The sequence below is a fragment of the Pseudocitrobacter sp. 2023LY-00077 genome, from assembly GCF_055796175.1.
The window spans coordinates 44,789-69,861 of record NZ_JBSPEI010000014.1 but is presented as its reverse complement, the minus strand read 5'-3'; the positions used below and the strand labels follow the sequence as shown (position 1 = coordinate 69,861).

Genomic DNA, 25,073 nt, shown 5'->3' with positions numbered 1-25,073 from the left:
CAGACAACATGTCGCGCCGGTTCGATTCGTGATCCCATTCATGGTTTTAATTGCGCTGATGTTGTCTACTTTTTCGTAGAAAAATAGACAACATGAATTTGCACGCAAAGATTCACCGAGAGAATACGGTTTATCTTAATGATATGTATGAATTAATAATTAGAAACAGAGGTTCGATTCTTACCGCTTACCCTAAAACAGAGGTCTACTGGTGATCTACAAATCTATCGCTGACAAACTGCGTTTACGGCTCAATTCTTCCGATTACAGTGTGGGAAGCCCGCTTCCGGCCGAGAAAATTCTCGCGCAGGAATTTGGTGTTGCACGCATGACCATTCGCAAAGCGGTGGATATGCTGATTGCATGGGGGCTGGTCGTCCGTCGCCACGGCAGCGGGACCTACGTGGCGCGCAAAGATGTTCATCATGAGACCACCAACCTCACCGGGCTGGCGGAGGTGCTGCGCCAGCAGGGGAAAGAGGTGGTGAGCAAGGTCCTGGTGTTTGAAGTGATGCCTGCGCCGCCTGCCATCGCCAGCCAGCTGCGCATTCAGATCAATGAGCGGATCTACTTTTCACGCCGCGTGCGGTATGTAGACGGGAAACCGTTAATGCTGGAAGACAGCTACATGCCGGTGAAACTGTTTCGTACGCTCTCGCTGGGGCATCTGGAGGGGTCAAAGTTTGATTACATCGAGAAGGAGTGCGGAATAACCATCAGCGGTAACTATGAAAGCCTGACGCCCGTACTGGCGGACAGGCAGCTGGCGCAGTCGATGAATGTGCCGGAACAGACGCCGCTGCTGCGTATTACCTCTCTTTCCTACAGCGACAGCGGCGAGTTCCTTAATTATTCGGTGATGTTCCGTAATGCCAGTGAATATCAGGTGGACTACCATTTACGGCGCGTCCACACCGATAATAGCCCGTTAACCCATTCCCCAGAACAGCACCGCCAGTAGCTGCGGGGTAATGATGCGCAGGAACATCACCAGCGGATACACGGTGGCATAAGAGAGCGCAGCCGCGCCGCTGGTCGCGTGCAGGTTGTTGGCGAAGGCCAGTGCGGGCGGGTCCGTCATTGAGCCTGCCAGCATGCCGCACAGGGTCAGGTAATTCATTCGCGCAAAAATACGCGCCAGAATACCCACGGTAATGAGCGGTATCGCGGTAATGAAGATGCCATAGCCAATCCAGCTCAGACCGTCGCCGTGCACCAGGGTATCGACAAATTCGCCGCCCGATTTCAGGCCAACCACCGATAAAAACAGCACAATACCCAGCTCACGCAGCGCCAGGTTGGCGCTCGGCGGCATAAACCAGTACAGCTTCCCAATGCTACCGATACGCCCGAGGATCAGCGCCATAATCAGCGGCCCACCGGCGAGGCCCAGTTTTAACGCCACCGGGAAGCCGGGAATAAACAACGGCACAGAACCCAACAGTACGCCAAGGCCGATACCGATAAAGACCGGAAGCATTTGCACCTGTTGCAGTTTTTGCTGCGCGTTGCCCAGTTCAGCCGCCACGGCATCGATTGCCGCCGGGCGCCCCACCAGATTGAGGATGTCACCAAATTGCAGCGTCGCATGGCTGCTGGCAACCAGTTCCACGCCCGCACGGTTCAGGCGCGAGATAACCACGTCATAGCGCTGTTTGTAGTGCAAATCGCGGATTCGCTTGCCGAGCACCTTCTCGTTGGTGACCACGATGCGCTCTACTTTCATGTCGGTACCGCGCGTGGAGAGCGACGTTTCAACCTCTTTACCGATCACCAGTTGGGCATCGTGCAGATCGGCTCGTCGGCCCACCAGATGCAGCAAATCACCCTGCTCAATGAGCGTAGCGGGCGATGGCACCATCAAGATGTCACCGCGTTTCAGGCGCGAGCAGATAATTTTGTCGCTGTTCAGAATGGGGACATCCTGAATCGCCATACTGTGCAGGTTTGGGTTTTCGACGCAAATGTTGATGGTTTGCAGATTTTCGTGATTGTTACCCGCTTGTTTATCAAAACGTCGGGCTTCTTTCTCGACATTAATGCGAAAGAACAGGCGCAGCAGCCACATGGTGAGGAGGATACCGCAGATGCCGAAAGGATAAGCCATCGCGTAGCTCATGCCCATTTGATCGACCACATCAAACGGTACGCCAAGATCGCGCAGAATTTGCTGACCCGCGCCCAGCGCTGGCGTGTTGGTGACCGCGCCGGAGAATATCCCCAGCACCACCGGCAGCGGAATAGCGAAGATTTTATGCAGCAGCGTCGTCACCACGCCGCCCAGCAGCACAATCAATATGGCGAAGAGATTAAGCCTAAGCCCGGAGACGCGTAATGAGGCAAAGAATCCTGGCCCCACCTGAATCCCGATGGTGTAGACGAAGAGGATCAGGCCGAATTCCTGAATAAAGTGCAGCATCGGGCCGCTAAGCTCGACGCCTGCCATTTCGACAAAGTGTCCTACGATTATCCCGCCAAACAGCACGCCACCAATACCGAGGCCAATACCGCGGATCTTGACGTTGCCTATCCAGAGGCCGACGACGGCAACCAGAGCAAGCACACTGACGGTCATTGCTATATCACTCATACAATTTTCCCTGTGAATAACATTACCTGTAGTGGGGATTCTCGCAGAAATGCCGAGGGTTGTATGGGGATTTGCGCACAATTACTTTGGATTTTTAGCAGGCACAAAAAAGCCCCGTCTTAAGACGAGGCTTTAGATTGCTGACAAAGTGCGCGTTGTTGTTGCCGGATGCGGCGTGAACGCCTTATCCGGCCTACAAAATCATGCAAATTCAATACATTGTTAGCTGTTCAACGCCGGGCGCTCGCTGATGGCGATACGCTGCGGGGCGATTTCTTCCGGCACGTTGCGGGTTAAATCGATATGCAACAAGCCGTTAGTGAACGTTGCGCCTGCCACTTCCATATTTTCAGCCAGTGTGAAGCTCAGGCTGAACGCCTGGGTGACCAGACCCTGATGCAGCCATTTGGTCTCTTTTTCCTGCGGCTGCGGCGTGCCTTTCACGGTCAGGCGCGTGCCTTCCAGTTGAATATCCAGATCTTCCTGACGGAAACCGGCCAGCGCGAGGGTTATGCGATAGTGGTTATCGTCGCTTTTTTCAATGTTATAGGGCGGGAAGCTCTGGCTTTCACCGGCGTTTTGCAACGCGTTAGCCATTTTGTCAAAACCGATCCATTGACGCAGCAGTGGGGATAAATCGTAGTTACGCATAATACATTCTCCTTCTAAGAAGCGAGTGAAGTCCTGCGAATCATGAAGATTCGCATTAGGCTCCCTGACGGCAAGCCTGGGTAATTTGAGCCGCCGTAGCGGCTCACTGAATTAGTTGATTTCGATGCGGCGCGGTTTATTCGCTTCAGGAATCACGCGCTCCAGCTCGATATAGAGCAGACCATTCACCAGGTTTGCGCCACGCACGTGGATGTTTTCCGCTAACTGGAACTTGCGTTCAAAGTTGCGCTCGGCGATGCCCTGATAGAGATAGGTACGCTCTTTCTGCTCAGCCGCATGAGCGCCTTTCACCACCAGCATGTTGTCCTGGGCGGTGATTTCCAGCTCGCTTTCAGCAAAACCGGCAACGGCAATCGCAATGCGGTAGTGGTTTTCGTCTACCAGCTCAACGTTGTACGGAGGGTAGCCGCCGTTACTCTGGGTTTGATTGTTTTCTAACAGATTGAACAGGCGGTCAAAACCAATAGCAGAACGGTATAGCGGGGATAAATCAAAGTTACGCATAATCAATAGCTCCTGAAATCAGCGAGAATTTTTACGGCCTTCCATCATGGACAGGCGGTGATACCCGAAGCACCCATCAGGCGTGCTCCTCATTGGGCTACACTCTTAAAATGTGTTCTGAGGAACGATTTTCAAGGGCGCGGGTCTTACTTTTTTTGCACTTTCGTGCTGAAGGCATAGACTGGGGTAGAGCACTATTGGTTAAAGTGCGACAACCGCCACAGAGCGGGAAGCCAGGACTATCCATTTTCGCTACGGGTGGCTATAACCCGTACAGATGAGCCCTCCCGGCTCCGATACGATGATTAAATCATGATAAAAAATAATCTGCTTAAGCTGGCTCTGTTCAGTGGGATGATGTTAGTAGGCGGCTGCTCAAGCGTGATGTCGCATACGGGTGGCAAAGAGGGAACGTATCCGGGTACGCGAGCAAGCGCGACCATGCTCGGTGATGATGACAGCAACTGGGGGACCAAATCGCTGGTGGCACTCGACATGCCATTCACTGCGGTGATGGATACCCTGCTGCTGCCGTGGGACATGTTCCGCACCGATAGCTCCGTGCGTTCACGCGTAGAGAAGAGCGAGCAGGAGACGCTGGCGACGAACTCAGTTATTCCGCCAGCGCCGATGCCTTCGCCGTAATTCAGAGGCCGGTTTCGGTTATCCATAGCTGACGGAAGCCCGCCGTCTCTTCCATCCAGGCAATGTTATTGCCATCGGGTGAGAAAACGACAGCATCCGCAGACGGCGGGTTACCGTGATCGGTTGTCAAAAAGCGCACGCTTCCGCTCGCCGCATCAGCTATCGCGATTCTATTTTCCAGCACAAAGCCCAGCGCATTCCCCGACGGATGCCAGTTAAACGCCGACTGAATATCACTCTCAAGATGGGTAAGCTGACGCGGCTCCCCGCCTTCTGGCGATATCAGCCACAACTGAACCACCCCGCTTTCATCGCGCATCAGCACCGCGATTTCCGTGCCCTGCGGGTTGCTGCGCACCCAGTGACGCGGCACATTCACAAGCCCTGGGTACGCCCGTTGATGCGTGAAGGTTAAGCGGCGCTGCACTACGCCTGCGGGCGGTGCGGGTAGCGTGGTGTCCGTTCCGGCGAGCGGCGCATCACCCGCCTGTTTCCAGCCCTGCGCGGTTTTAGGCAGTTCGAGAATAAACAACTCAGGCACTTTCTCGCCCTTCACCGACAGCGTATCGCCGATAAACGCCAGCGTCTCATTCCCCACCCAGCCCTCTTCATAGGCACGATTGATCTCGTCGCTGCCCGGCTGCGGCGCGGGCGTGGTTTTACTGACCAACACGCACCAGTGGCTACCGCTGTATTCACGCGGATGCTGAGCGGTGACCTCCACCGGGCCAAACGGGACGGCAACGCCGACGTTGCGCAGATCATGCGCCGGGTTGTATTCGTGCATCACGTGGTCGTTATAGGTAAAGCTGACATTCTCACCGTTAGGGCTAAACACATGCACGTGGCTCCCGCCACGCAGCGCGCCAGGCGTGTAAGGCGCAGTGATATCCATCGCATCAAGGTTGCGGGTTTCACCGCAATCAGTCACCACGCCCCGGCGATGATGGAAGTCATAGTGCCAGCCAGCATCCGGTTTTTCCGGGCCGTGGATAAACACATATTTCTCATGCAGAGGATGAACGGTCACCACGCCGACGTGCGCACCCTGGGTAGCGCGGTAAATAACGTCGAGCTCGCCGGTATGAATATTCACGCGTTCGATAGTCTCACCGGTAAATGAGGCCCCCGAAGGACGCACATCAAACACCAGCCACTGACTGTCTGGCGTCCAGGTATTGATGTTGGTGAGCTGATGATGGCGAGAAGCGAAGGTGACCTGTTTCATGGTGCAGTCCTGATGCAAGACAATTTCCGTCATCATACTTCACACAGAGTTCACTTTCAGGCATTAGCGTATCGCCATCTCAACTTTGATGAGCAAAAAGATGGAACATTTCGACGTAGCGATTATCGGCCTCGGCCCGGCTGGATCTGCGCTGGCGCGGAAACTCGCAGGGAAAATGCGCGTCATCGCGCTGGATAAAAAGTGTCAGTGCGGCACGGAAGGCTTCAGCAAACCCTGCGGTGGACTGTTAGCGCCGGATGCGCAACGGGCGTTTATTCGCGACGGAATTACCCTCCCCATTGAGGTTATCGCCAACCCACAGATATTCAGCGTCAAAACGGTCGATGTTGCCGCCGGGTTGACCCGCAATTACCAGCGAAGCTATATCAACATTAATCGCCATGCATTTGATTTATGGATGAAATCATTAATTCCCGACGTGGTGACCGTTCATCACGAGACGCTGTGCCGAAAGGTATGGCGCGAAGGTGAATTGTGGCACGTACTGTTTCAGGTTAGCGGCGAGGAACAACACATCACAGCCCGCTGGCTGGTAGGTGCCGACGGCGCGAATTCACTGGTGCGCCGTCATCTTTATCCCAAACACCAGATTCGCAAATACGTTGCGATACAGCAGTGGTTCGCCGAAGCGCATGCTGTGCCGTTTTACTCCTGCATTTTTGATAACGCGGTGACGGACTGCTATTCATGGAGCATCAGTAAAGACGGCTATTTTATCTTTGGCGGCGCGTACCCAATGAAAGACGGCCAGACACGCTTTGAGGCGCTGAAAACAAAGATGGCAGATTTTGCGTTTCATTTTGGCGAGCCGGTAAAAAGCGAGAAGTGCATCGTACTGTTTCCGTCGCGCTGGCAGGATTTTGTTTGCGGTAAAGAGAACGCGTTTCTGATTGGTGAAGCGGCAGGGTTTATCAGCGCCAGTTCGCTGGAAGGGATCAGTTATGCGCTGGATAGTGCGGAGTTGCTCAGCCAGATTCTACAGCGGCAATGTGAAGACGCTAACCGCGCTTATACGCGCGCGACGCTCAGCCTGCGCCTGAAACTGCTGGGAAAAATTATGAAAGCCAGAATACTGACACAGCCGCGCCTGCGAAAAGCCATTATGCGCAGCCGTATCAGCGATATTCGCGTGCGTAATTAATTTAGCGCAAACTTTTCAATGGCGTACGCCACGCCATCTTCAAGGTTGGATTTAGTGACGAAGTTCGCCGCCTCTTTCACCGACGGAATGGCGTTATCCATCGCCACGCCGACGCCTGCGAATTCAATCATTGCGATGTCGTTTTCCTGATCGCCAATCGCCATGATCTCTTCCGCTTTAATGCCCAGCGCATCGGCCAGTGATTTCACGCCAGTGCCTTTATTGACGCGTTTATCGAGGATTTCGAGGAAGTACGGCGCACTTTTCAGCACGGTGTACTTCTCTTTCACTTCCGCCGGAATTTTCGCAATCGCTTTATCCAGGATGGCAGGCTCATCAATCATCATCACTTTCAGGAACTGCGTCGCCGGGTCCATTTTATCGGCTTCGCAGAAGACCAGCGGGATTGTGGCAACGTAGGATTCATGCACCGTGTAATAGCTGATGTCGCGGTTGGCGGTATAAAGCGTATTGCGATCGAGGGCGTGGAAGTGCGAGCCCACTTCGCGCGCGAGCTGTTCCAGATAGCGATAGTCGTCATAGCCCAGTGCGGTTTGCGCCACCGTGCTGCCATCACCCGCTTTCTGCACCAGCGCACCGTTGTAGGTGATGCAGTAATCGCCCGGCTGTTCCATGTGCAGCTCTTTCAGATAGCTATGCACGCCTGCGTATGGGCGACCCGTGGTCAGCACCACGTTAACGCCACGCGCACGCGCGTCGGCGATCGCCTTTTTGACAGCAGGAGAGATAGTATGGTCCGGCAACAGCAAGGTTCCGTCCATGTCGATTGCAATAAGTTTGATAGCCATGAATACCCCAGGTTAGATGAGTCCTTCCTCATGCTAACGCGATTCCGCTCAAAAAACAGCAGCCGTGACGGGTTAAAACGGGGATGCAACGCGCCTGGCGTGCTCCCCTTTTGTTGCGTAGTTAGCCGAAAAGTTTGCCGTTTTTCAGCAGATCCATTCCTGCGCTGAGTAAATCGTTATGCGCCTGCGGGTCAACTTCGCCCTGCGGCGAGAGCGCATCAATGACTTTCGGCAGATATTCCGCCAGCATATTCGACGCAGAACCGGTATCGATGCCCAGTTTTTGGCCGAGATCGGAGACCGCCGGCGTGCCCAATGCCGATTCAAGCTGATCGCCACTCACCGGCTGGTTGCTGTGCTGATTGCTAATCCACGTGGACAGAATGTCACCCAACCCACCGTTTTGCAGTTTTTGCAGCAATGCCTGAATGCCGCCCTGCTCGTTCACCCAGTTCAGGATAGCCTGATACTTCCCGGCGTCGCCGTTAAGAAACGAGCCGACAACTTCATCAAAAAGCCCCATCTTCCACTCCTTTTAGTGGTGAATACATGATGAGAGAAGTATAGGTCAGTGTGGGCTGAAGTCGTCTTTTTCAGTCCCACAAAACATCAAAGCTTTTGGCGTTAGCTGGCGTAAACTCCCGCCAAATCACATTTGCCAGAACAAGGACCGTTCGATGAAAAAACGACTTTTTATCTTAATCTTACCTACTGTTATATCGCTCAGTGGATGCGCGACCATGATGCTTGAGGAGCATGTTGATGATGTTCACCAGGAAGGGCAGGTTGTCACAACGGATAAAATCATCGGTATCATTAAAGATGAAAAGAGCGGTAAGTGGCTTTTCGCGGGGGAAAAATCGAACTATCCAGTCAGTAACATCCGCGGTCGACTTGCAAAAGCTATGGATAACCCCGAATTTGATAAGCGTTATATGAACTCACCTCAAAACGCGATCACGATTTTTTATAATCAGAGCTACGGTGCCGACTTGTTCTATGACGTGGGCTCGTTCGATGAACAGCAATTGAAGAAAGTACAAACGTTTGCACCTGATATTCAAAAGGGACAAAACATCAGGGCCTTTGATTTAAGTTTTTACCTTTCAAGGAATGATGTTATTGCCAAAAACGCGAGTGACCGAATCGAGCGCATTGATAAGCCCTTTACCTTCGAAATCAGAGAGGAGGGTACTGCTTACAGCAAGGCGTTCTACCCACTATCCGTCGCTGTCGATATCGTCACCTCCCCGCTACAGCTACTTGCGCTGCCGTTTGTGATTTCGAACTTGCATCAGTAGACGAAAAAAAACGCCTGAATAAATTCAGGCGTTTTGTGCTGGCATTGTTTTGCCGGATGGCAGCGTAAACACCTTATCCGGCCTACAAATAATCTTTTGTAGGCCCGGTAAGCGCAGCGCCACCGGGCATTTGCCAACGGTTTAGATATCGATATTCGCCGCTTTCAGGGCGTTCTCTTCGATAAACGCGCGACGCGGTTCAACGGCATCACCCATCAGGGTGGTGAACAGCTGGTCGGCAGCAATCGCATCTTTCACGGTAACGCGCAGCATGCGGCGGCTTTCCGGGTCCATGGTGGTTTCCCACAGCTGTTCCGGGTTCATCTCGCCCAGACCTTTATAGCGCTGAATCGCCAGTCCTCGACGAGACTCTTTCACCAGCCACTCCAGCGCCTGCTCGAAGCTAGCAACCGGCTGACGGCGTTCACCACGTTCGATGAAGGCATCTTCTTCCACCAGACCGCGCAGTTTCTCGCCCAGCGTGCAGATACGGCGATATTCCGGCCCAACCACGAACTCGTGATCCAGCGGGTAATCGGTATCCACGCCGTGCGTACGCACGCGAATGATCGGTTCGAAGTGGTTCTGTTCGCTGTTATGGCGAACATCAAACTTCCACAGGCTGCCGTGCTGTTCGTTTTCGTTCAGCTCGGTAACCAGCGCATTCACCCAACGGGTGACGGTCTGTTCATTCGACAGATCGTCTTCAGTCAGCGTCGGCTGATAAACCAGCTCTTTCAGCAGCGCTTTCGGGAAGCGACGCTCCATACGGCCAATCATTTTCTGCGTGGCGTTGTATTCAGAAACCAGTTTTTCCAGCGCTTCGCCCGACAGGGCTGGCGCGCCTTCGGTGGTGTGCAGCGTTGCGCCATCCAGAGCAATGGTAAGCTGGTACTGATCCATCGCTTCATCATCTTTGATGTACTGTTCCTGCTTGCCTTTCTTCACTTTGTACAGCGGCGGCTGCGCGATGTAGACGTGGCCACGTTCAACAATTTCCGGCATCTGACGGTAGAAGAAGGTCAGCAGCAGGGTACGGATGTGCGAACCATCGACGTCCGCATCGGTCATGATGATGATGCTGTGATAGCGCAGTTTATCCGGGTTGTATTCGTCACGGCCAATACCGCAGCCCAATGCGGTAATCAGCGTGGCAACTTCCTGAGAAGAGAGCATCTTGTCGAAGCGCGCCTTCTCAACGTTGAGGATTTTACCTTTCAGCGGCAGAATCGCCTGGTTCTTACGGTTACGCCCCTGTTTTGCAGAGCCGCCCGCAGAGTCCCCTTCCACGAGGTACAGTTCGGAGTGAGCCGGGTCGCGTTCCTGGCAGTCGGCCAGTTTGCCCGGCAGGCCTGCTAAGTCGAGCGCGCCTTTACGACGGGTCATTTCACGAGCACGGCGTGCCGCTTCACGCGCACGCGCGGCGTCGATAATTTTGCCGACCACAATTTTCGCGTCAGACGGATTTTCCAGCAGGTATTCGCTCAGCAGTTCGTTCATCTGCTGTTCAACCGCCGATTTCACCTCAGAAGAAACCAGTTTATCTTTGGTCTGAGAGGAGAATTTCGGATCAGGGACTTTTACGGAGACTACCGCAATCAGGCCTTCACGCGCATCGTCACCGGTGGCGCTGACTTTAGCTTTTTTGCTGTAGCCTTCTTTGTCCATGTAGGCGTTCAGGGTACGGGTCATCGCCGCACGGAAGCCTGCAAGGTGCGTACCGCCATCACGCTGCGGAATGTTGTTGGTAAAGCAGTAGATGTTTTCCTGGAAGCCGTCGTTCCACTGCAGCGCAACTTCGACGCCGATACCGTCTTTTTCGGTGGAGAAATAGAAGATATTCGGGTGAATTGGCGTTTTGTTTTTGTTGAGATATTCAACAAACGCCTTGATGCCGCCTTCGTAGTGAAAGTGGTCTTCTTTGCCGTCACGCTTGTCTTTCAGGCGAATAGACACGCCGGAGTTAAGGAATGACAGTTCACGCAGGCGTTTCGCCAGGATGTCATACTCAAATTCGGTGACGTTGGTAAAGGTTTCATGGCTCGGCCAGAAACGGACCATGGTACCGGTTTTTTCGGTATCGCCGGTCACGGCCAGCGGAGCCTGCGGCACGCCGTGCGCGTAAATCTGACGGTGAACTTTGTTATCGCGCTGGATAACCAGTTCCAGTTTCTGCGACAGGGCGTTAACCACGGAAACGCCTACGCCGTGCAGGCCGCCGGAAACTTTATAGGAGTTATCATCGAATTTACCGCCTGCGTGCAGTACGGTCATGATAACTTCGGCGGCGGACACGCCCTCTTCCGGGTGAATGCCGGTTGGGATACCACGGCCATCATCCTGTACGGATACGGAGTTATCGCTATGGATGGTGACAACGATGTCTTTACAGTACCCTGCGAGCGCTTCGTCGATAGCGTTATCCACAACCTCGAATACCATGTGGTGCAGACCGGTGCCGTCATCCGTGTCGCCGATATACATACCCGGGCGCTTACGCACCGCATCCAGCCCTTTCAGGACTTTGATACTGGAGGAGTCATAAGAATTCGACATCAACGTTTCTCGCTCATTTAAACTTGGGTTAATCCGTTATTTTACCCTTTTCCACGGTAAACATCTTCGAATTTTCATCCGACATGTCCATAACGTGTTCAGCGCTGATCGCACTGACAAAAACCTGTGACTGCGTCGCTTTTAAGCGGCTGGCCAGCAGCCCGCGACGCGCGTCATCAAGTTCAGAGGCAAAATCATCTATCAGGTACAGGCAGCGCCGACCGCTTTCACGGGTTAGGAACTCGCCTTGTGCCAGGCGCAGTGCGCACATCAGCAGCTTAAGCTGCCCGCGCGACAGCGTATCTTCCACCGGCGCGCCGTCGGCGCGTATGCGAAAGTCCGCTTTATGCGGGCCGTGCGCGGTGTAGGTCAACATTCTGTCACGCTCGAAGTTCCGCTCCAGCACCTCGGCATAATCCGTCTCTTTTTCCCAGCCGCGCTGGAATGAGAAGGTGAGGGAGAACTCCGGTAAAAACTGTTTGCAGGTATCCGCCATATCCTCGGCGATACCGGTGCTGTATTCGGCACGCCAGCGGCTGATTTGTTCCGCCAGGGGAATCAATTCTTTATCCCAGGGGCGCAGCTGTTCATAGCGGCTGACCTGGCGCAGTGCGGCATTGCGCTGCTTCAGCAGGCGCTTGAGGTTGCTCCAGGCGGTAAAGAACCCGGCTTCGTTGTGGAAGCATCCCCAATCAAGGAATGCTCTTCTGTATTTGGGGCCGCCGTTGAGTAAAGTAAACCCCTCGGGCGTGATGAGCTGCATCGGCATCAGCAGCGCCAGTTCGGCAACTTTGTGACCGTCCGTGCCGTCGATGCGTACTTTACTGTCGCCCAGCTTATCTTTGGTGAGGCCGATGGTGGTTTCGCGCTCTTCGCCCTGCAAACGCCCGTGCAGCACGAACGCGTCCTGTTCATGGCGAATCACGCGACCAATCTGCAAACTGCGAAACGCCCGACCATGGCCGAGCGTATAGATGGCTTCCAGCACGCTGGTTTTGCCACTGCCGTTTGCGCCAACCAGGAAGTTAAAGCCGGGAGATAAGGCGAGATCCGCGCTTTCGATGTTGCGAAAGTCGCGGATCAACAAGCGGGTGAGCGACATTACAGTCTCATTGGCATGACAACATAGGCAGCCGACTGTGATGCGGCATCTTCAATCTGAACGCTGGAAACAGAGTCCGTCAGCAAAATACGTACGTTTTCACATTTCAGGGCATTCAGCACGTCGAGGACGTAACTGACGTTAAAGCCAATTTCCATCTCGGTACCGGAATAGTTGACGTCCAGAATCTCTTCCGCTTCTTCCTGTTCCGGGTTGTTGGCGGTGATTTTCAGCTGATTTTCGCTGACAAACAGACGCACGCCGCGGAATTTTTCGTTGGAAAGAATGGCCGCACGGGCAAATGCCTGCTTGAGAATATCGCAGCCGGCATCCAGATGTTTGTCCGGGTTCTTCGGCAATACGCGACGATAATCCGGGAAACGGCCATCAACCAGCTTAGAAGTGAAGATAAAATCGCCGACATGCGCGCGGATGTTATTACTGCCAATTTGTACGCGCAGCGGGTTATCACCGCCGTCGAGCATACGCATCAGTTCAATCACGCCTTTACGCGGCACGATCACCGAATGATTCGGCAGCGATTCGCCGACCGGCATAGAGCATACCGCCAGACGGTGGCCATCGGTCGCCACGGTACGCAGCTCTTCACCTTCGGTTTCGAACAGCATGCCGTTTAAGTAATAGCGAACATCCTGATGCGCCATCGAGAACTGGGTCGCTTCAATCAGACGTTTCATGGTCGCCTGTGGCAGGGTGAATTCCACCTCGCTCTGCCAGTCGTCCAGATTCGGGAAATCTGCGGCAGGCAGCGTGGAGAGCGAGAAACGGCTACGGCCAGAACGGACCAGCATACGGTCGCCTTCCAGCTGCACGGCGATCTCGGCGCCTTCCGGCAGACCACGGCAGATATCGAAGAATTTACGCGCCGGGACGGTGGTTGCGCCGGGTTCGTGCGTCTGTACCAGCGCCACGCGAGCGACCATCTCCATTTCTAAATCGGTACCGGTCAATGACAGCGTACCGTCAGCGACCTGCAACAACAGGTTTCCGAGAATAGGCAGCGTCGGGCGGCCACCTAACGGGCCACTCACCTGTTGTAACGGTTTTAATAAATGTTCACGTTCTACGGTAAATTTCATAGCGTCACGACGATAATGTTCTGATTAAATTTGAAAAATCTTCTTTGATATCGTGGCTCTCTTCACGCAACTGCTCAATCTTGCGGCAGGCATGAAGCACGGTAGTATGGTCACGACCACCAAATGCGTCGCCAATTTCTGGCAGACTGTGGTTGGTCAGCTCTTTAGCCAGCGCCATCGCCATTTGACGCGGACGCGCCACCGAACGGGAACGCCGTTTGGAGAGCAAATCCGCCACCTTAATCTTGTAGTACTCGGCCACCGTCTTCTGAATATTGTCGATAGTGACCAGTTTTTCCTGCAACGCGAGCAAATCGCGCAGCGCTTCGCGAACGAAGTCGATAGTGATCGCCCGGCCCGTAAAGTTGGCGTTGGCAATCACGCGATTCAATGCCCCTTCCAACTCACGCACGTTAGAGCGTAGACGCTTGGCAATAAAGAACGCCACCTCACCCGGCAGACGAATGTCGTTCTCGTCGGCTTTTTTCATCAGAATGGCAACGCGGGTTTCCAGTTCCGGCGGCTCAATCGCCACCGTCAGGCCCCAGCCGAAGCGGGATTTCAGACGATCTTCCACGCCGTTGATCTCTTTTGGATAGCGATCCGACGTCAGGATGATCTGCTGATTACCTTCCAGCAGGGCGTTAAAGGTGTGGAAAAACTCTTCCTGGGATCGTTCTTTATTGGCAAAGAACTGGATGTCATCGATAAGCAGCGCATCGACAGAGCGATAGTAGCGTTTGAACTCTTCAATGGCGTTGTTTTGCAGGGCTTTTACCATGTCCTGCACAAAACGCTCGGAGTGCATGTACACCACTTTGGCATTCGGTTTACGCGCGATGATGCCGTTACCGACCGCATGTAATAAGTGCGTTTTACCGAGGCCCGTTCCACCGTATAAAAACAGCGGGTTATACGCGCCGCCAGGGTTGTCTGCCACCTGACGCGCCGCCGCGCGAGCCAGCTGGTTCGACTTACCTTCAACGAAGTTATCGAAGGTGTGTTTTACGTTGACGTTGGAGCGGTAAGAAGGCTCAGCCGGGGCCGGTACGTTATCCCAACCCTGACGCGGTGCGGGCACGGCACGTGGCGTATGCACCTGCGCGGCCTGTGCTGGGATCGCGACGTTTGCCGTCTCTTTGAGGGTATGGGTGACCGGTTTGGTGCCCACTTCAAAGCGCAGCTGTGGGGCGTCAGAACCGCAGAAATCATTCAGCAGCCCGTTGATATTGTTCAGGTATTTATCTCTTACCCAATCAAGCACAAAACGATTTGGCGCGTACAGGGCCAGCGTGTTATCGCTCAGTTCCGCCTGCAACGGGCGGATCCACATGCTGAATTCTGTGGCTGGTAACTCATCCTGCAATCGGGCAAGACACTGCTGCCAAAGCGAAAGTGACACGGCGGACTCCACTCGAAAAAAAGTCGATACACATCATCGTTCAGGCGACCCTGTCAGGGTGCTGTTGATGAACCTGCCTGACATAAACTGTCGGGGACTCACTCAGTAGCCGCAGATGCAGCCTGAATAGTGCTGTGTATAAGATTAAAAAGTTCGTGATTATTGGCACACGTCGAAAAGACCCAATGCACAAGGGTGACGTGCGAACCGCTCTTTGCGGTTTTCCACAAAACACCTCGGGCTGCCCGTGGGCAGTACCGCAACCAGAAACACCGGAAGCGTTCAGTGTGTTTTCCCGGTTCAGGATCCGTTGATCCGATCAGGACCGCGGATCATAGCCTAAACTGAGCCAGAGATCTTCTGTTTCTCACAGATTCTTCCCGATTTATCCACAGGAAGGATCGAGACCGGCTAAGTGTAAACGATCCGCAAGAGAAGGAGGGGGGATTTACGCCGCATATTGGAAAAATTAATGAGTAACGACAAATTTTTGCTTAAATGATCTAACAAAGATCCTGGATGATCCTTGCGCTTTAATGGTCAGGCCGTATAATCCCCGACCCAGCGCATGTTACGTGCCTACAGGCGTCAGATGTTGCTCATTTTCCGTGCTAATCGCTACAAAAAAACGTGGTAAATTGCGCGGTAAATAAGGAAAGAGAATTGACTCCGGAGTGTACAATTATTACAATCCGGCCTCTTTAATCACCCATGGCTTCGGTGTCCATCGTTCGATTTTCGGGCGGATATCCAATAAAGCCATTGAATTTATTCAAGTTTAGGTAGAAATCGCCATGAAACGCACTTTTCAACCGTCTGTACTGAAGCGCAACCGTTCTCACGGCTTCCGTGCTCGTATGGCTACTAAAAATGGTCGTCAGGTTCTGGCACGTCGTCGTGCTAAAGGCCGCGCTCGTCTGACCGTTTCCAAGTAATAAAGCTAACCCCTGAGTGGTTAAGCTAGCATTTCCCAGGGAGTTACGTTTGTTAACTCCCACTCATTTCACATTCGTCTTCCAGCAGCCACAACGGGCTGGCACGCCGCAAATCACCATCCTCGGCCGCCAAAATTCGCTGGGGCATCCCCGTATCGGTCTTACAGTCGCCAAGAAAAATGTTAAACGTGCGCATGAACGCAACCGGATTAAACGTCTGACGCGTGAAAGCTTCCGTTTACGTCAACATGAACTCCCGTCTATGGATTTCGTGGTGGTGGCGAAGAAGGGGGTTGCAGACCTCGATAACCGTGCTCTTTCGGAAGCGTTGGAAAAATTATGGCGCCGCCATTGTCGCCTGGCTCACGGCTCCTGATAGCCCTCATTCGGGTCTATCAACGCCTGATTAGTCCGCTACTCGGGCCGCATTGCCGTTTCACTCCTACCTGTTCACAATACGGAATTGAGGCATTGCGCAGGTTTGGAGTGATAAAAGGCAGTTGGTTGACAGTGAAACGCGTATTAAAATGCCACCCTTTACACCCAGGTGGAGACGACCCCGTCCCCCCCGGACCTTTTGATACCAGAGAACACTAACGATGGATTCGCAACGCAATCTTCTCATCATCGCTTTGTTGTTCGTGTCTTTCATGATCTGGCAGGCTTGGGAACAGGATAACAATCCTCAACCTCAGCAGCAGACCACGCAGACTACGACCACCGCAGCGGGTAGCGCCGCCGACCAGGGCGTACCGGCCAGTGGCCAGGGGAAACTGATTACGGTGAAAACCGATGTGCTCGAGCTGACCATCAACACCCGTGGTGGTGATGTTGAGCAGGCACTCCTGTTGGCTTACCCGAAAGAACTCAAATCTTCTGAGCCGTTCCAGTTACTGGAAACGACGCCGCAGTTTATCTATCAGGCACAAAGCGGCCTGACCGGTCGTGATGGCCCGGATAACCCGGCAAATGGCGATCGTCCGCTGTATAACGTCACCAGCGATACTTTCGTGATGGCCAATGGTCAGAACGAACTGGTTATCCCGATGACCTATACCGATAAAGCGGGCAACACCTTCACCAAAACCTTCACCCTGAAAAAGGGCGAGTATGCGGTGAACGTGGGCTATAGCGTGCAGAACAGCAGCGAGAAACCGTTAGAGTTGTCCACCTTTGGTCAGCTTAAGCAGTCCATCAATCTGCCGACTCACCGCGATACGGGCAGCAGCAACTTTGCGCTGCACACCTTCCGCGGCGCTGCATACTCCACGCCTGACGCGAAGTATGAAAAATACAAATTCGATACCATTGCAGATAACGAAAACCTGAACGTCAGCTCCAAAGGCGGTTGGGTGGCGATGCTGCAACAGTATTTCGCGACGGCATGGGTTCCGCGTAACGATGGCTCCAACAACTTCTATACCGCTAACCTCGGTAACGGCGTTGCAGCAATCGGCTACAAATCTCAGCCAGTGCTGGTTCAACCGGGTCAAACCGGTACGCTTGGCAGCACCCTGTGGGTTGGCCCGGAAATTCAGGATAAAATGGCAGCCGTTGCGCCGCACCTGGATCTGACCGTTGATTACGGTTGGTTGTGGTTCATCTCTCAGCCGCTGTTCAAACTGCTGAAATGGATCCACAGCTTCCTGGGTAACTGGGGCTTCTCCATCATCGTTATCACCTTCATCGTTCGTGGCATCATGTACCCGCTGACTAAAGCGCAGTACACCTCCATGGCGAAGATGCGTATGCTGCAGCCGAAGATCGCGGCGATGCGTGAGCGTCTGGGCGATGACAAACAGCGTCAGAGCCAGGAAATGATGGCCCTGTACAAAGCAGAGAAGGTTAACCCGCTGGGCGGTTGTTTCCCGCTGGTTATCCAGATGCCTATCTTCCTTGCGCTGTACTACATGCTGATGGGTTCTGTTGAACTGCGCCATGCGCCGTTCGCGCTCTGGATCCACGACTTGTCTGCACAGGACCCGTACTACATCCTGCCGATTCTGATGGGCGTAACGATGTTCTTCATTCAGAAGATGTCGCCGACCACCGTAACCGACCCGATGCAGCAGAAGATCATGACCTTTATGCCGGTCATCTTTACCGTGTTCTTCCTGTGGTTCCCGTCAGGTCTGGTGCTGTACTATATCGTCAGCAACCTGGTGACCATTATTCAGCAGCAGCTGATTTACCGTGGTCTGGAGAAACGTGGCTTGCATAGCCGCGAGAAGAAAAGCTCCTGATTCGGTGTTGGCCGGGTAAGCGTAGCGCCACCCGGCAATCGGAACAATAATGATAGGGCGGTCTCATGACCGCCTTTTTTTATTTGTATTGGACGAGACATATCATGAGCCAAAACGACACGATCATCGCCCAGGCTACCCCACCGGGACGCGGTGGTGTGGGCATTCTGCGCATCTCTGGCCTGAAGGCGCGTGAGGTGGCCGAAGCCGTACTGGGCAAACTGCCAAAACCTCGCTACGCCGACTATCTGCCATTCAAAGATGTCGATGGTACCGCGCTGGATCAGGGCATCGCCCTGTGGTTCCCTGGCCCAAACTCCTTTACCGGCGAAGACGTGCTGGAACTTCAGGGACACGGCGGCCCGGTGATTCTGGACCTGCTGCTCAAACGTATTCTGACGATCCCGGGCGTGCGTATCGCGAAACCGGGCGAGTTCTCCGAGCGTGCATTCCTTAACGACAAGCTTGATTTAGCGCAGGCAGAAGCGATTGCCGATCTGATTGACGCCAGCTCCGAACAGGCGGCGCGTTCCGCGCTGAACTCGTTGCAGGGTGCGTTTTCCGCTCGCGTAAATCACTTAGTGGAAGCACTCACTCACCTGCGCATCTACGTGGAAGCTGCCATCGACTTCCCGGATGAAGAAATTGATTTTCTCTCCGACGGTAAAATCGAAGCGCAGCTCAACAATGTGATGACCGATCTCGACGCCGTGCGTGCCGAAGCGCGTCAGGGCAGCCTGCTGCGTGAAGGGATGAAAGTGGTGATTGCCGGACGCCCTAATGCCGGGAAATCGAGCCTGCTGAATGCGCTGGCAGGGCGTGAAGCCGCTATCGTCACCGATATCGCAGGCACCACGCGCGATGTACTGCGCGAACATATTCATATCGACGGCATGCCGCTGCACATCATCGATACGGCGGGCCTGCGTGAAGCCAGTGATGAAGTGGAACGCATCGGTATCGAGCGTGCCTGGCAGGAAATCGAACAAGCCGACCGCGTGCTGTTTATGGTGGATGGCACCACCACCGACGCCGTTGATCCGGCAACAATCTGGCCGGATTTTATCGCCCGTCTGCCGGAAAATCTGCCAATAACCGTGGTGCGTAACAAAGCGGATATTACCGGCGAGCCGCAGGGACTAAGCGAGGTGAATGGTCACTCACTGGTTCGTCTTTCCGCGCGTACCGGCGATGGTGTGGAAGTGCTGCGCAACCATCTCAAACAGAGTATGGGCTTTGAAACCAATATGGAAGGCGGCTTCCTGGCGCGTCGTCGCCACTTGCAGGCGCTGGAACAGGCCGCAGAGCACCTTCAGCAGGGCAAGGCGCAGCTGTTGGGTGCCTGGGCGGGTGAACTGCTGGCTGAAGAACTGCGCCTCGCACAGCAGGCCCTGAGCGAGATAACCGGGGAATTCACCTCCGATGATTTGCTGGGGCGGATTTTCTCGAGTTTTTGTATCGGGAAGTAAGGTCTTTTTGTCAGACTTTCGCGCCCATCGCCGGATGGCGGCTGCGCCTTATCCGGCCTACGGGGCCGTGCCGTGTTTTCGGCCACAACCCCTGTAGGCCCGGTAAGCGTAGCGCCACCGGGCGTTTAACACCACTGCCTGCCATGTGAGTTTTCCCCACAGGAAATCACACTTGTCCAAATGGCAACTCGCCAGCCATCCGCCCTCCCCGTATCCTGAGCGCCACGCTTATTGTGAGGACGCTATGGCCGGATATCTCCTGTGTAGTTTCGCCCTTGTTTTGCTTTATCCCGCTGGTATCGATATGTATCTGGTGGGTTTACCGCGTATTGCCGCCGATCTCAACGCCAGCGAGGCGCAGCTGCATATTGCCTTCTCGGTTTATCTGGCCGGAATGGCGACCGCGATGCTGTTTGCCGGACGCGTCGCCGATCGCTCAGGGCGTCGGCCTGTCGCGCTGTTTGGCGCGGTGGTGTTTGTGCTGGCCTCCGCGCTATGCGCACTGGCGCAGGAGAGCTCGCTGTTTCTGCTGGGGCGTTTCGTGCAGGGATTCGGTGCCGGGAACTGTTACGTCGTCGCCTTTGCGATTCTGCGCGATACGCTGGATGACCAGCGACGGGCAAAAGTACTGTCGCTGCTGAACGGTATCACCTGTATTGTGCCCGTACTGGCACCCGTGATGGGACATCTGATTATGCTCAGCTATCCCTGGCAGAGCCTGTTCTGGACCATGTTAACCATGGGCGTAGTGGTATTCCTGCTCTCACTGCTGGTGCTGAAAGAGACGCGGCCCGATAAACAACACAATGCCACCGCCCACTCTGCTCCCTCACCCGAATCGCTGCTCGACCGATTCTTCCTCAGCCGCCTGGCCATCACCACGCTTAGCGTCTCGGTGATCCTCACCTTTGTGAATACGTCACCGGTGCTGTTGATGGAGATGATGGGCTTTGCGCGCGGCGAGTATGCCACCACCATGGCGTTAACGGCGGGTGTAAGCATGGCAGTCTCGTTCTCAACGCCGTTTGCACTGAGCATCTTCAAGCCGCGCACGCTGATGATGGCCTCGCAGTGCCTGTTTCTGGCGGCGGGCGTGGTGCTCATCCTTGCGCCAACCCATGCTGTTACGCTGTTTGGCATTACGCTGATTTGCGCAGGGTTCTCGGTCGGCTTTGGCGTGGCGATGAGCCAGGCACTCGGCCCGTTCGCCCTGCGTGCGGGCGTCGCCAGTTCGGTACTGGGAATTGCTCAGGTCTGCGGTTCATCACTGTGGATTTGGCTGGCGGCGGTGCTCGGCCTCAATGCGCTGAATATGCTGATCGGGATTCTGATTGCCTGTAGCATACTGAGTCTATTGCTGATTATCGCCGTCACGCCCAACAGGACCGCGCATCGCCATGAAGAAATCCATCACCAGCCTCGATCTTAACCTGCTGTTATGCCTGCAACTGCTGGCGCAGGAGCGTAGCGTGACCAAAGCGGCGAAGCGGATGAGCGTGACGCCGTCGGCGGTCAGTAAGTCTTTGGCCAAGCTGCGCGCCTGGTTTGATGATCCGCTGTTTATCAATACGCCACTAGGGCTGACGCCGACGCCGCTAATGGTGAGCATTGAGCAGGACCTGGCGGACTGGATGCAGATGGGTAAGCAAATCCTCGATAAGCCGCACAACGAGACGCCGGGAGGGCTGAAATTCGAGCTGGCAGCCGAATCGCCGCTGATGATGCTGAAATTTAATACGCTGTCGCAGCAGATTTATCAGCGTTACCCGCAGGCGTCGATAAAAGTGCGTAACTGGGATTACGACTCGCTGGATGCCATCACGCGTGGCGAGGTCGATATTGGATTTACCGGTCGCGAAACCCACCCGCGCTCACGAGAACTGCTTAGCGCCCTGCCGCTGTCGATCGACTTCGAGGTGCTGTTTACCGATCTTCCCTGGGTCTGGCTGCGCGAGGATCATCCGGCGCTGCGCGAAGAGTGGAATCTGGAGACCTTCCTGCGTTATCCGCATATCAGCATCTGCTGGGAACAGAGTGACACCTGGGCGCTGGACAACGTGTTACAGGAGCTGGGACGCGAACGCACTATCGCCCTGAGCCTGGCGGGGTTTGAGCAATCGCTGTTTATGGCCGCCCAACCGGATCATTCGCTGATCGCTACCGCGCCGCTCTACTGTCAGCACTACAATCAGCAGCATCATCTACCGTTGGTTGCCCGCCCGCTGCCCTTTGATGAGAGTCAACGTGAGAAGCTGATGGTGCCTTTTACGCTTCTCTGGCACAAGCGTAATAGCCACAATCCCAAAATCGTCTGGCTCAAGGAGACCATCAAATCGTTATACCGGAACATTAAATGATCCTGCTTATTTATGTCATTTTTGCGAGATCTTTAACTGTTACGGCTAAGGAATTGTAAAAGTCCTGTCCTGCCCCTTTCAAAGTCTGCGCTTCCGCATTAAAACGTATACGTTTCACCGATAATATAAGGGTGAAATTTATTAACGGACCATTAATCACGGAGCGAAAAATGGCGATACATTTTGCAAGAGGGATACTGAACGACGGGCATATGCTCTCGGTCAGGCTATCAACAGCCTGTCATAATGCGGCCCGCGAATTACCATCACATCGACGAACACGATTTCTGGCGTCACGCGCCCTGCTCGCCGAACTGGTGTTCATGCTCTACGGCATCAGCGAACTACCAGAAATCATCAATCAGCCTGATGGCAGGCCGGTTTTTCGTGACCCCAACCTTCCCGATTTTTCGTTGGCCTACGCCGGAAACATTGTCGGTGTCGCCCTGACCACCGAAGGAAAATGCGGGCTCGATATTGAACTACAGCGTTCTGCCTACTCGCTTTCCCGTGCCCAGAATCCGGAAAGTGACTGCTTCACCGGCAATGAGAAGCTGTGGATTAAAAATCAAAATGACGCAAATGAAGCACAGGTTCAGTTGCTGACCCTGCGCCACAGCATTCTGAAACTCACCGGTGAAATCCATAAAGATAAGCCCGAACTGCTTCAGCTGTTACCCGGTTCTGGGCGCTTACGTTCGGCAAGCCTGGCGCAGCTGGAAGCGCTGAGCGATGCGGAGGATGTGCTGGTCTGGTCGCTCGCCGCGACGCCCGCCATCGAGAAGCTCAAAATCTGGCAATATGACGGTAAGCACGGCTGGCAGAGCCTGCCCGACGCACAAACGCGCGCGAATGCAGAAGATGCCCGTCTGATGCGATTCACCAGCCTGTCGGCTGATAAGGCTCTTATACTCAATTAGCCTGGCCGTCGTTGGCCAGTAGATAAACAGGAGTAATCATGTCCGAAGCGTTGAAAGTTGTTACGTTACTGGGAAGCCTGCGCAAAGGTTCATTTAACGGTATGGTTGCGCGCACCCTGCCGAAAATTGCGCCTGCGGGTATGGACGTTGCTCCGCTGCCGTCGATTGGCGATATCCCGCTGTATGACGCCGACGTTCAGCAGGAAGACGGTTTTCCGCAAAGCGTATTAGCGCTGGCGGAGCAGATTCGTCAGGCAGATGGCGTGGTGATTGTGACGCCGGAATATAACTACTCGGTGCCGGGTGGCCTGAAAAACGCCATCGACTGGCTGTCACGCCTGCCGGAACAGCCGCTGGCCGGTAAGCCGGTGCTGATTCAGACCAGCTCTATGGGCGCGATTGGCGGCGCACGCTGCCAGTATCACCTGCGTCAGATTCTGGTCTTCCTCGATGCAATGGTGATGAACAAGCCGGAATTTATGGGCGGCGTGATTCAGAACAAGGTTGACCCGCAGTTGGGAGAAGTCATTGAGCAGGGTACGCTGGATCATCTGACCGGTCAGTTGACCGCGTTTGGCGAGTATATTTCGCGGGTTAAGGCGTAAAAAATTTCCCCTCACCCCGGCCCTCTCCCACAGGGAGAGGGAGAACACCATACCATCCCCTCTCCCTGTGGGAGAGGGTTAGGGTGAGGGCATTAATGCCCGTCAATAAACACAATCTTCAGCACAAACAGCATCGCAACGATAATCACGCACGGGCTGAGGTCGCGGAAACGGCCGGTACCGATTTTCATCACGCAGTAAGAGATGAAACCCAGCGCAATACCTTCAGTAATCGAGAAGCTAAACGGCATCATCACGGCGGTAATGAACGCCGGTACGGATTCGGTCAGGTCTTCCCATTTCACGCGCGCGAGGCTTGAGGTCATCAGCACGCCAACGTAAATCAGCGCACCCGCAGCCGCATAGCCCGGAACCATTCCGGCCAGCGGAGACAGGAAGATAACCAGCAGGAATAACAGACCCACAACGACCGCTGTCAGGCCGGTACGGCCACCGACGGACACACCGGAAGAGGATTCGATGTACGCGGTTACGGACGAGGTGCCAATAAAGGAACCGGCGACGGACGAGACGCTATCCACATACAGCGCTTGTTTCATGCGCGGGAATTTGCCTTTTTCGTCGGTCAGGCCTGCTTTATCGGTCACGCCAATCAGCGTACCGGAGGAGTCGAACAGGTTCACCAGCATGAAGGAGAAAATCACGCCCGCCAGGCCCAGGTTGAATGACCCAGCCAGGTCAACATGACCCACAACCGTCATGACGCTTGGTGGCGCAGAAACGATACCGTTGTAATGCACGTCGCCCAGCATCCAGCCCAGCAGCGTGGTAACCACGATGGAGACCAGTACGGCAGCATGAATGTTACGCGAGGCCAGAATGGCGATAATGAAGAAGCCCAGCACACCCAGCAGGACGCTGTGAGAGGTCAGGTTACCAATCGCCACCAGCGTTTCGGAGTTCGCCACGATGACACCCGCGTTTTTCAGGCCCATCATACCGATGAACAGGCCAATACCGCTGGTGATGCCCACGCGCAGACTTACCGGGATATTGGCAATCATCCAGTAACGCACGCGGAAGATAGTCAGCAACAGCAGGCCGATTGCGCCCCAGAAGATTGCGCCCATGCCAACCTGCCACGGCAGGCCCATCGCCTGTACCACGACAAAGGCGAAGAAGGCGTTCAGGCCCATCGCGGGCGCCAGTGCCACCGGCAGGTTCGCGAAAACGCCCATCAGGATGCTGCCCAGCGCAGCAATCAGGCAGGTGGTGACAAACACCGCGCTGGTGTCCATGCCCGCCACGCCAAGAATTTGTGGGTTTACAAAAACGATGTAGACCATCGTCAGGAAAGTGGTGAAACCGGCAATCACTTCAGTACGTGCCGTTGTGCCGTGTTCGCGCAGTTTGAACACGCGTTCCAGCATACCCTGACCGGAAGCCTGGGTAGTTTGTTGTTGGCTCATCATCTATTTCCGCAGAAAGGAAGGAAAATTCGTCGCTATCCTA

25 protein-coding genes and 1 other annotated feature are annotated in these 25,073 nt (G+C 54.5%); of the genes, 13 read left to right on the top strand and 12 right to left on the bottom strand.

The features are described from left to right. The first annotated feature begins 211 nt into the window (after positions 1-211). Positions 212-961, top strand: a complete 750-nt coding sequence (locus ACWWFX_RS17895) for a GntR family transcriptional regulator (RefSeq protein ID WP_276222845.1) — start codon at positions 212-214, stop codon at positions 959-961. On the opposite strand, the gene ACWWFX_RS17890 is transcribed toward ACWWFX_RS17895, so the two are convergent. The 3 genes from ACWWFX_RS17890 to ibpA all read right to left on the bottom strand — a co-directional run bounded on the left by ACWWFX_RS17890 (position 929) and on the right by ibpA (position 3,766). After that, positions 929-2,590 carry a putative transporter gene (locus tag ACWWFX_RS17890; RefSeq protein WP_456146760.1) on the bottom strand — a complete coding sequence of 554 codons (1,662 nt, stop codon included), beginning with the start codon at positions 2,588-2,590 and terminating at the stop codon, positions 929-931. The two genes, ACWWFX_RS17895 and ACWWFX_RS17890, sit on opposite strands and share 33 nt — an antisense overlap. A 222-nt stretch (positions 2,591-2,812) precedes the next feature. Further along, positions 2,813-3,241, bottom strand: a complete 429-nt coding sequence (ibpB, locus tag ACWWFX_RS17885) for a small heat shock chaperone IbpB (protein WP_473224403.1) — start codon at positions 3,239-3,241, stop codon at positions 2,813-2,815. A 111-nt stretch (positions 3,242-3,352) separates the two neighbouring features. Beyond that, positions 3,353-3,766, bottom strand: a complete 414-nt coding sequence (gene ibpA, locus ACWWFX_RS17880) for a small heat shock chaperone IbpA (protein ID WP_015343937.1) — start codon at positions 3,764-3,766, stop codon at positions 3,353-3,355. Continuing rightward, positions 3,760-3,834: a sequence feature (ROSE (Repression Of Heat Shock gene Expression) occurs in the 5'-region of heat shock genes and acts as an RNA thermometer to modulate expression.), on the bottom strand. (Overlaps the previous gene by 7 nt.) Before the next feature lie 244 nt (positions 3,835-4,078). On the opposite strand from ibpA, the gene ACWWFX_RS17875 reads away from it, so the two are divergent. After that, the gene (locus ACWWFX_RS17875; RefSeq protein WP_015343936.1) at positions 4,079-4,411 is read left to right on the top strand and encodes a YceK/YidQ family lipoprotein; all 333 of its coding nucleotides are present in this window, start codon (positions 4,079-4,081) and stop codon (positions 4,409-4,411) included. 1 nt (position 4,412) lies between these two features. Here the strand turns inward: ACWWFX_RS17875 and ACWWFX_RS17870 are convergent, their stop codons facing one another. Continuing rightward, the gene (locus ACWWFX_RS17870) at positions 4,413-5,639 is read right to left on the bottom strand and encodes a DUF3748 domain-containing protein (RefSeq protein WP_473224402.1); all 1,227 of its coding nucleotides are present in this window, start codon (positions 5,637-5,639) and stop codon (positions 4,413-4,415) included. A 100-nt stretch (positions 5,640-5,739) separates the two neighbouring features. On the opposite strand from ACWWFX_RS17870, the gene ACWWFX_RS17865 reads away from it, so the two are divergent. After that, the gene (locus ACWWFX_RS17865; RefSeq protein WP_473224401.1) at positions 5,740-6,801 is read left to right on the top strand and encodes an FAD-binding protein; all 1,062 of its coding nucleotides are present in this window, start codon (positions 5,740-5,742) and stop codon (positions 6,799-6,801) included. Here the strand turns inward: ACWWFX_RS17865 and yidA are convergent. After that, the gene (yidA, locus tag ACWWFX_RS17860; protein WP_015343933.1) at positions 6,798-7,610 is read right to left on the bottom strand and encodes a sugar-phosphatase; all 813 of its coding nucleotides are present in this window, start codon (positions 7,608-7,610) and stop codon (positions 6,798-6,800) included. The two genes, ACWWFX_RS17865 and yidA, sit on opposite strands and share 4 nt — an antisense overlap. A gap of 121 nt (positions 7,611-7,731) precedes the next feature. Next, positions 7,732-8,133: a YidB family protein gene (locus tag ACWWFX_RS17855; RefSeq protein WP_473224400.1), complete on the bottom strand. Its 402-nt coding sequence runs from the start codon at positions 8,131-8,133 to the stop codon at positions 7,732-7,734. 154 nt (positions 8,134-8,287) lie between these two features. Between ACWWFX_RS17855 and ACWWFX_RS17850 the strand changes: the two genes are divergently transcribed. Continuing rightward, positions 8,288-8,911, top strand: a complete 624-nt coding sequence (locus tag ACWWFX_RS17850) for a YidX family protein (protein WP_473224399.1) — start codon at positions 8,288-8,290, stop codon at positions 8,909-8,911. 141 nt (positions 8,912-9,052) lie between these two features. Here the strand turns inward: ACWWFX_RS17850 and gyrB are convergent, their stop codons facing one another. Genes gyrB through dnaA form a run of 4 tightly spaced genes read right to left on the bottom strand, consistent with a single transcriptional unit; the run spans position 9,053 to position 15,071 of the window. After that, positions 9,053-11,467, bottom strand: a complete 2,415-nt coding sequence (gyrB, locus tag ACWWFX_RS17845; RefSeq protein ID WP_276222827.1) for a DNA topoisomerase (ATP-hydrolyzing) subunit B — start codon at positions 11,465-11,467, stop codon at positions 9,053-9,055. A gap of 28 nt (positions 11,468-11,495) precedes the next feature. Beyond that, positions 11,496-12,569 (bottom strand): DNA replication/repair protein RecF, encoded by a 1,074-nt coding sequence (gene recF, locus ACWWFX_RS17840; RefSeq protein ID WP_015343928.1) that lies wholly within the window; start codon positions 12,567-12,569, stop codon positions 11,496-11,498. Then, positions 12,569-13,669: a DNA polymerase III subunit beta gene (gene dnaN, locus ACWWFX_RS17835; RefSeq protein ID WP_108476261.1), complete on the bottom strand. Its 1,101-nt coding sequence runs from the start codon at positions 13,667-13,669 to the stop codon at positions 12,569-12,571. Before dnaN ends, recF begins: the two co-directional genes overlap by 1 nt. A gap of 4 nt (positions 13,670-13,673) precedes the next feature. After that, positions 13,674-15,071: a chromosomal replication initiator protein DnaA gene (gene dnaA, locus ACWWFX_RS17830; protein ID WP_041686133.1), complete on the bottom strand. Its 1,398-nt coding sequence runs from the start codon at positions 15,069-15,071 to the stop codon at positions 13,674-13,676. 794 nt (positions 15,072-15,865) lie between these two features. On the opposite strand from dnaA, the gene rpmH reads away from it, so the two are divergent. The 5 genes from rpmH to mnmE all read left to right on the top strand — a co-directional run bounded on the left by rpmH (position 15,866) and on the right by mnmE (position 19,718). Continuing rightward, positions 15,866-16,006: a 50S ribosomal protein L34 gene (gene rpmH, locus ACWWFX_RS17825; RefSeq protein ID WP_000831330.1), complete on the top strand. Its 141-nt coding sequence runs from the start codon at positions 15,866-15,868 to the stop codon at positions 16,004-16,006. A gap of 16 nt (positions 16,007-16,022) precedes the next feature. Beyond that, on the top strand, positions 16,023-16,382 hold the full coding sequence (gene rnpA / locus ACWWFX_RS17820) for a ribonuclease P protein component (RefSeq protein ID WP_014072458.1): 360 nt from the start codon (positions 16,023-16,025) through the stop codon (positions 16,380-16,382). Continuing rightward, entirely contained in the window at positions 16,346-16,603 is a 258-nt protein-coding gene (yidD, locus tag ACWWFX_RS17815) for a membrane protein insertion efficiency factor YidD (protein WP_276222809.1), read from the top strand. Before rnpA ends, yidD begins: the two co-directional genes overlap by 37 nt. 2 nt (positions 16,604-16,605) lie before the next feature. Next, entirely contained in the window at positions 16,606-18,249 is a 1,644-nt protein-coding gene (gene yidC, locus ACWWFX_RS17810) for a membrane protein insertase YidC (RefSeq protein WP_276222807.1), read from the top strand. A 104-nt stretch (positions 18,250-18,353) separates the two neighbouring features. After that, positions 18,354-19,718 (top strand): tRNA uridine-5-carboxymethylaminomethyl(34) synthesis GTPase MnmE, encoded by a 1,365-nt coding sequence (mnmE, locus tag ACWWFX_RS17805; RefSeq protein ID WP_456146771.1) that lies wholly within the window; start codon positions 18,354-18,356, stop codon positions 19,716-19,718. A gap of 10 nt (positions 19,719-19,728) precedes the next feature. On the opposite strand, the gene ACWWFX_RS17800 is transcribed toward mnmE, so the two are convergent. After that, positions 19,729-19,863, bottom strand: a complete 135-nt coding sequence (locus ACWWFX_RS17800) for a hypothetical protein (RefSeq protein WP_276222803.1) — start codon at positions 19,861-19,863, stop codon at positions 19,729-19,731. Between the two features lie 99 nt (positions 19,864-19,962). Between ACWWFX_RS17800 and ACWWFX_RS17795 the strand changes: the two genes are divergently transcribed. The 4 genes from ACWWFX_RS17795 to ACWWFX_RS17780 all read left to right on the top strand — a co-directional run bounded on the left by ACWWFX_RS17795 (position 19,963) and on the right by ACWWFX_RS17780 (position 23,600). After that, positions 19,963-21,147, top strand: coding sequence for an MdtL family multidrug efflux MFS transporter (locus ACWWFX_RS17795; protein WP_473224433.1), 1,185 nt, complete (start codon positions 19,963-19,965; stop codon positions 21,145-21,147). After that, complete coding sequence (gene yidZ / locus ACWWFX_RS17790) at positions 21,116-22,075, top strand: HTH-type transcriptional regulator YidZ (protein ID WP_276222800.1); 960 nt, start codon at positions 21,116-21,118, stop codon at positions 22,073-22,075. The genes ACWWFX_RS17795 and yidZ overlap by 32 nt, the downstream gene beginning before the upstream one ends. A gap of 170 nt (positions 22,076-22,245) precedes the next feature. Further along, a complete protein-coding gene (locus tag ACWWFX_RS17785) occupies positions 22,246-22,995 on the top strand; it encodes a 4'-phosphopantetheinyl transferase family protein (protein ID WP_276222798.1) in 750 nt (249 codons plus the stop codon). A gap of 38 nt (positions 22,996-23,033) precedes the next feature. Then, a complete protein-coding gene (locus ACWWFX_RS17780) occupies positions 23,034-23,600 on the top strand; it encodes an NADPH-dependent FMN reductase (RefSeq protein WP_276222796.1) in 567 nt (188 codons plus the stop codon). Between the two features lie 92 nt (positions 23,601-23,692). Here the strand turns inward: ACWWFX_RS17780 and adeP are convergent, their stop codons facing one another. Continuing rightward, positions 23,693-25,030: an adenine permease AdeP gene (adeP, locus tag ACWWFX_RS17775; RefSeq protein WP_473224432.1), complete on the bottom strand. Its 1,338-nt coding sequence runs from the start codon at positions 25,028-25,030 to the stop codon at positions 23,693-23,695. Positions 25,031-25,073 lie beyond the last annotated feature (43 nt).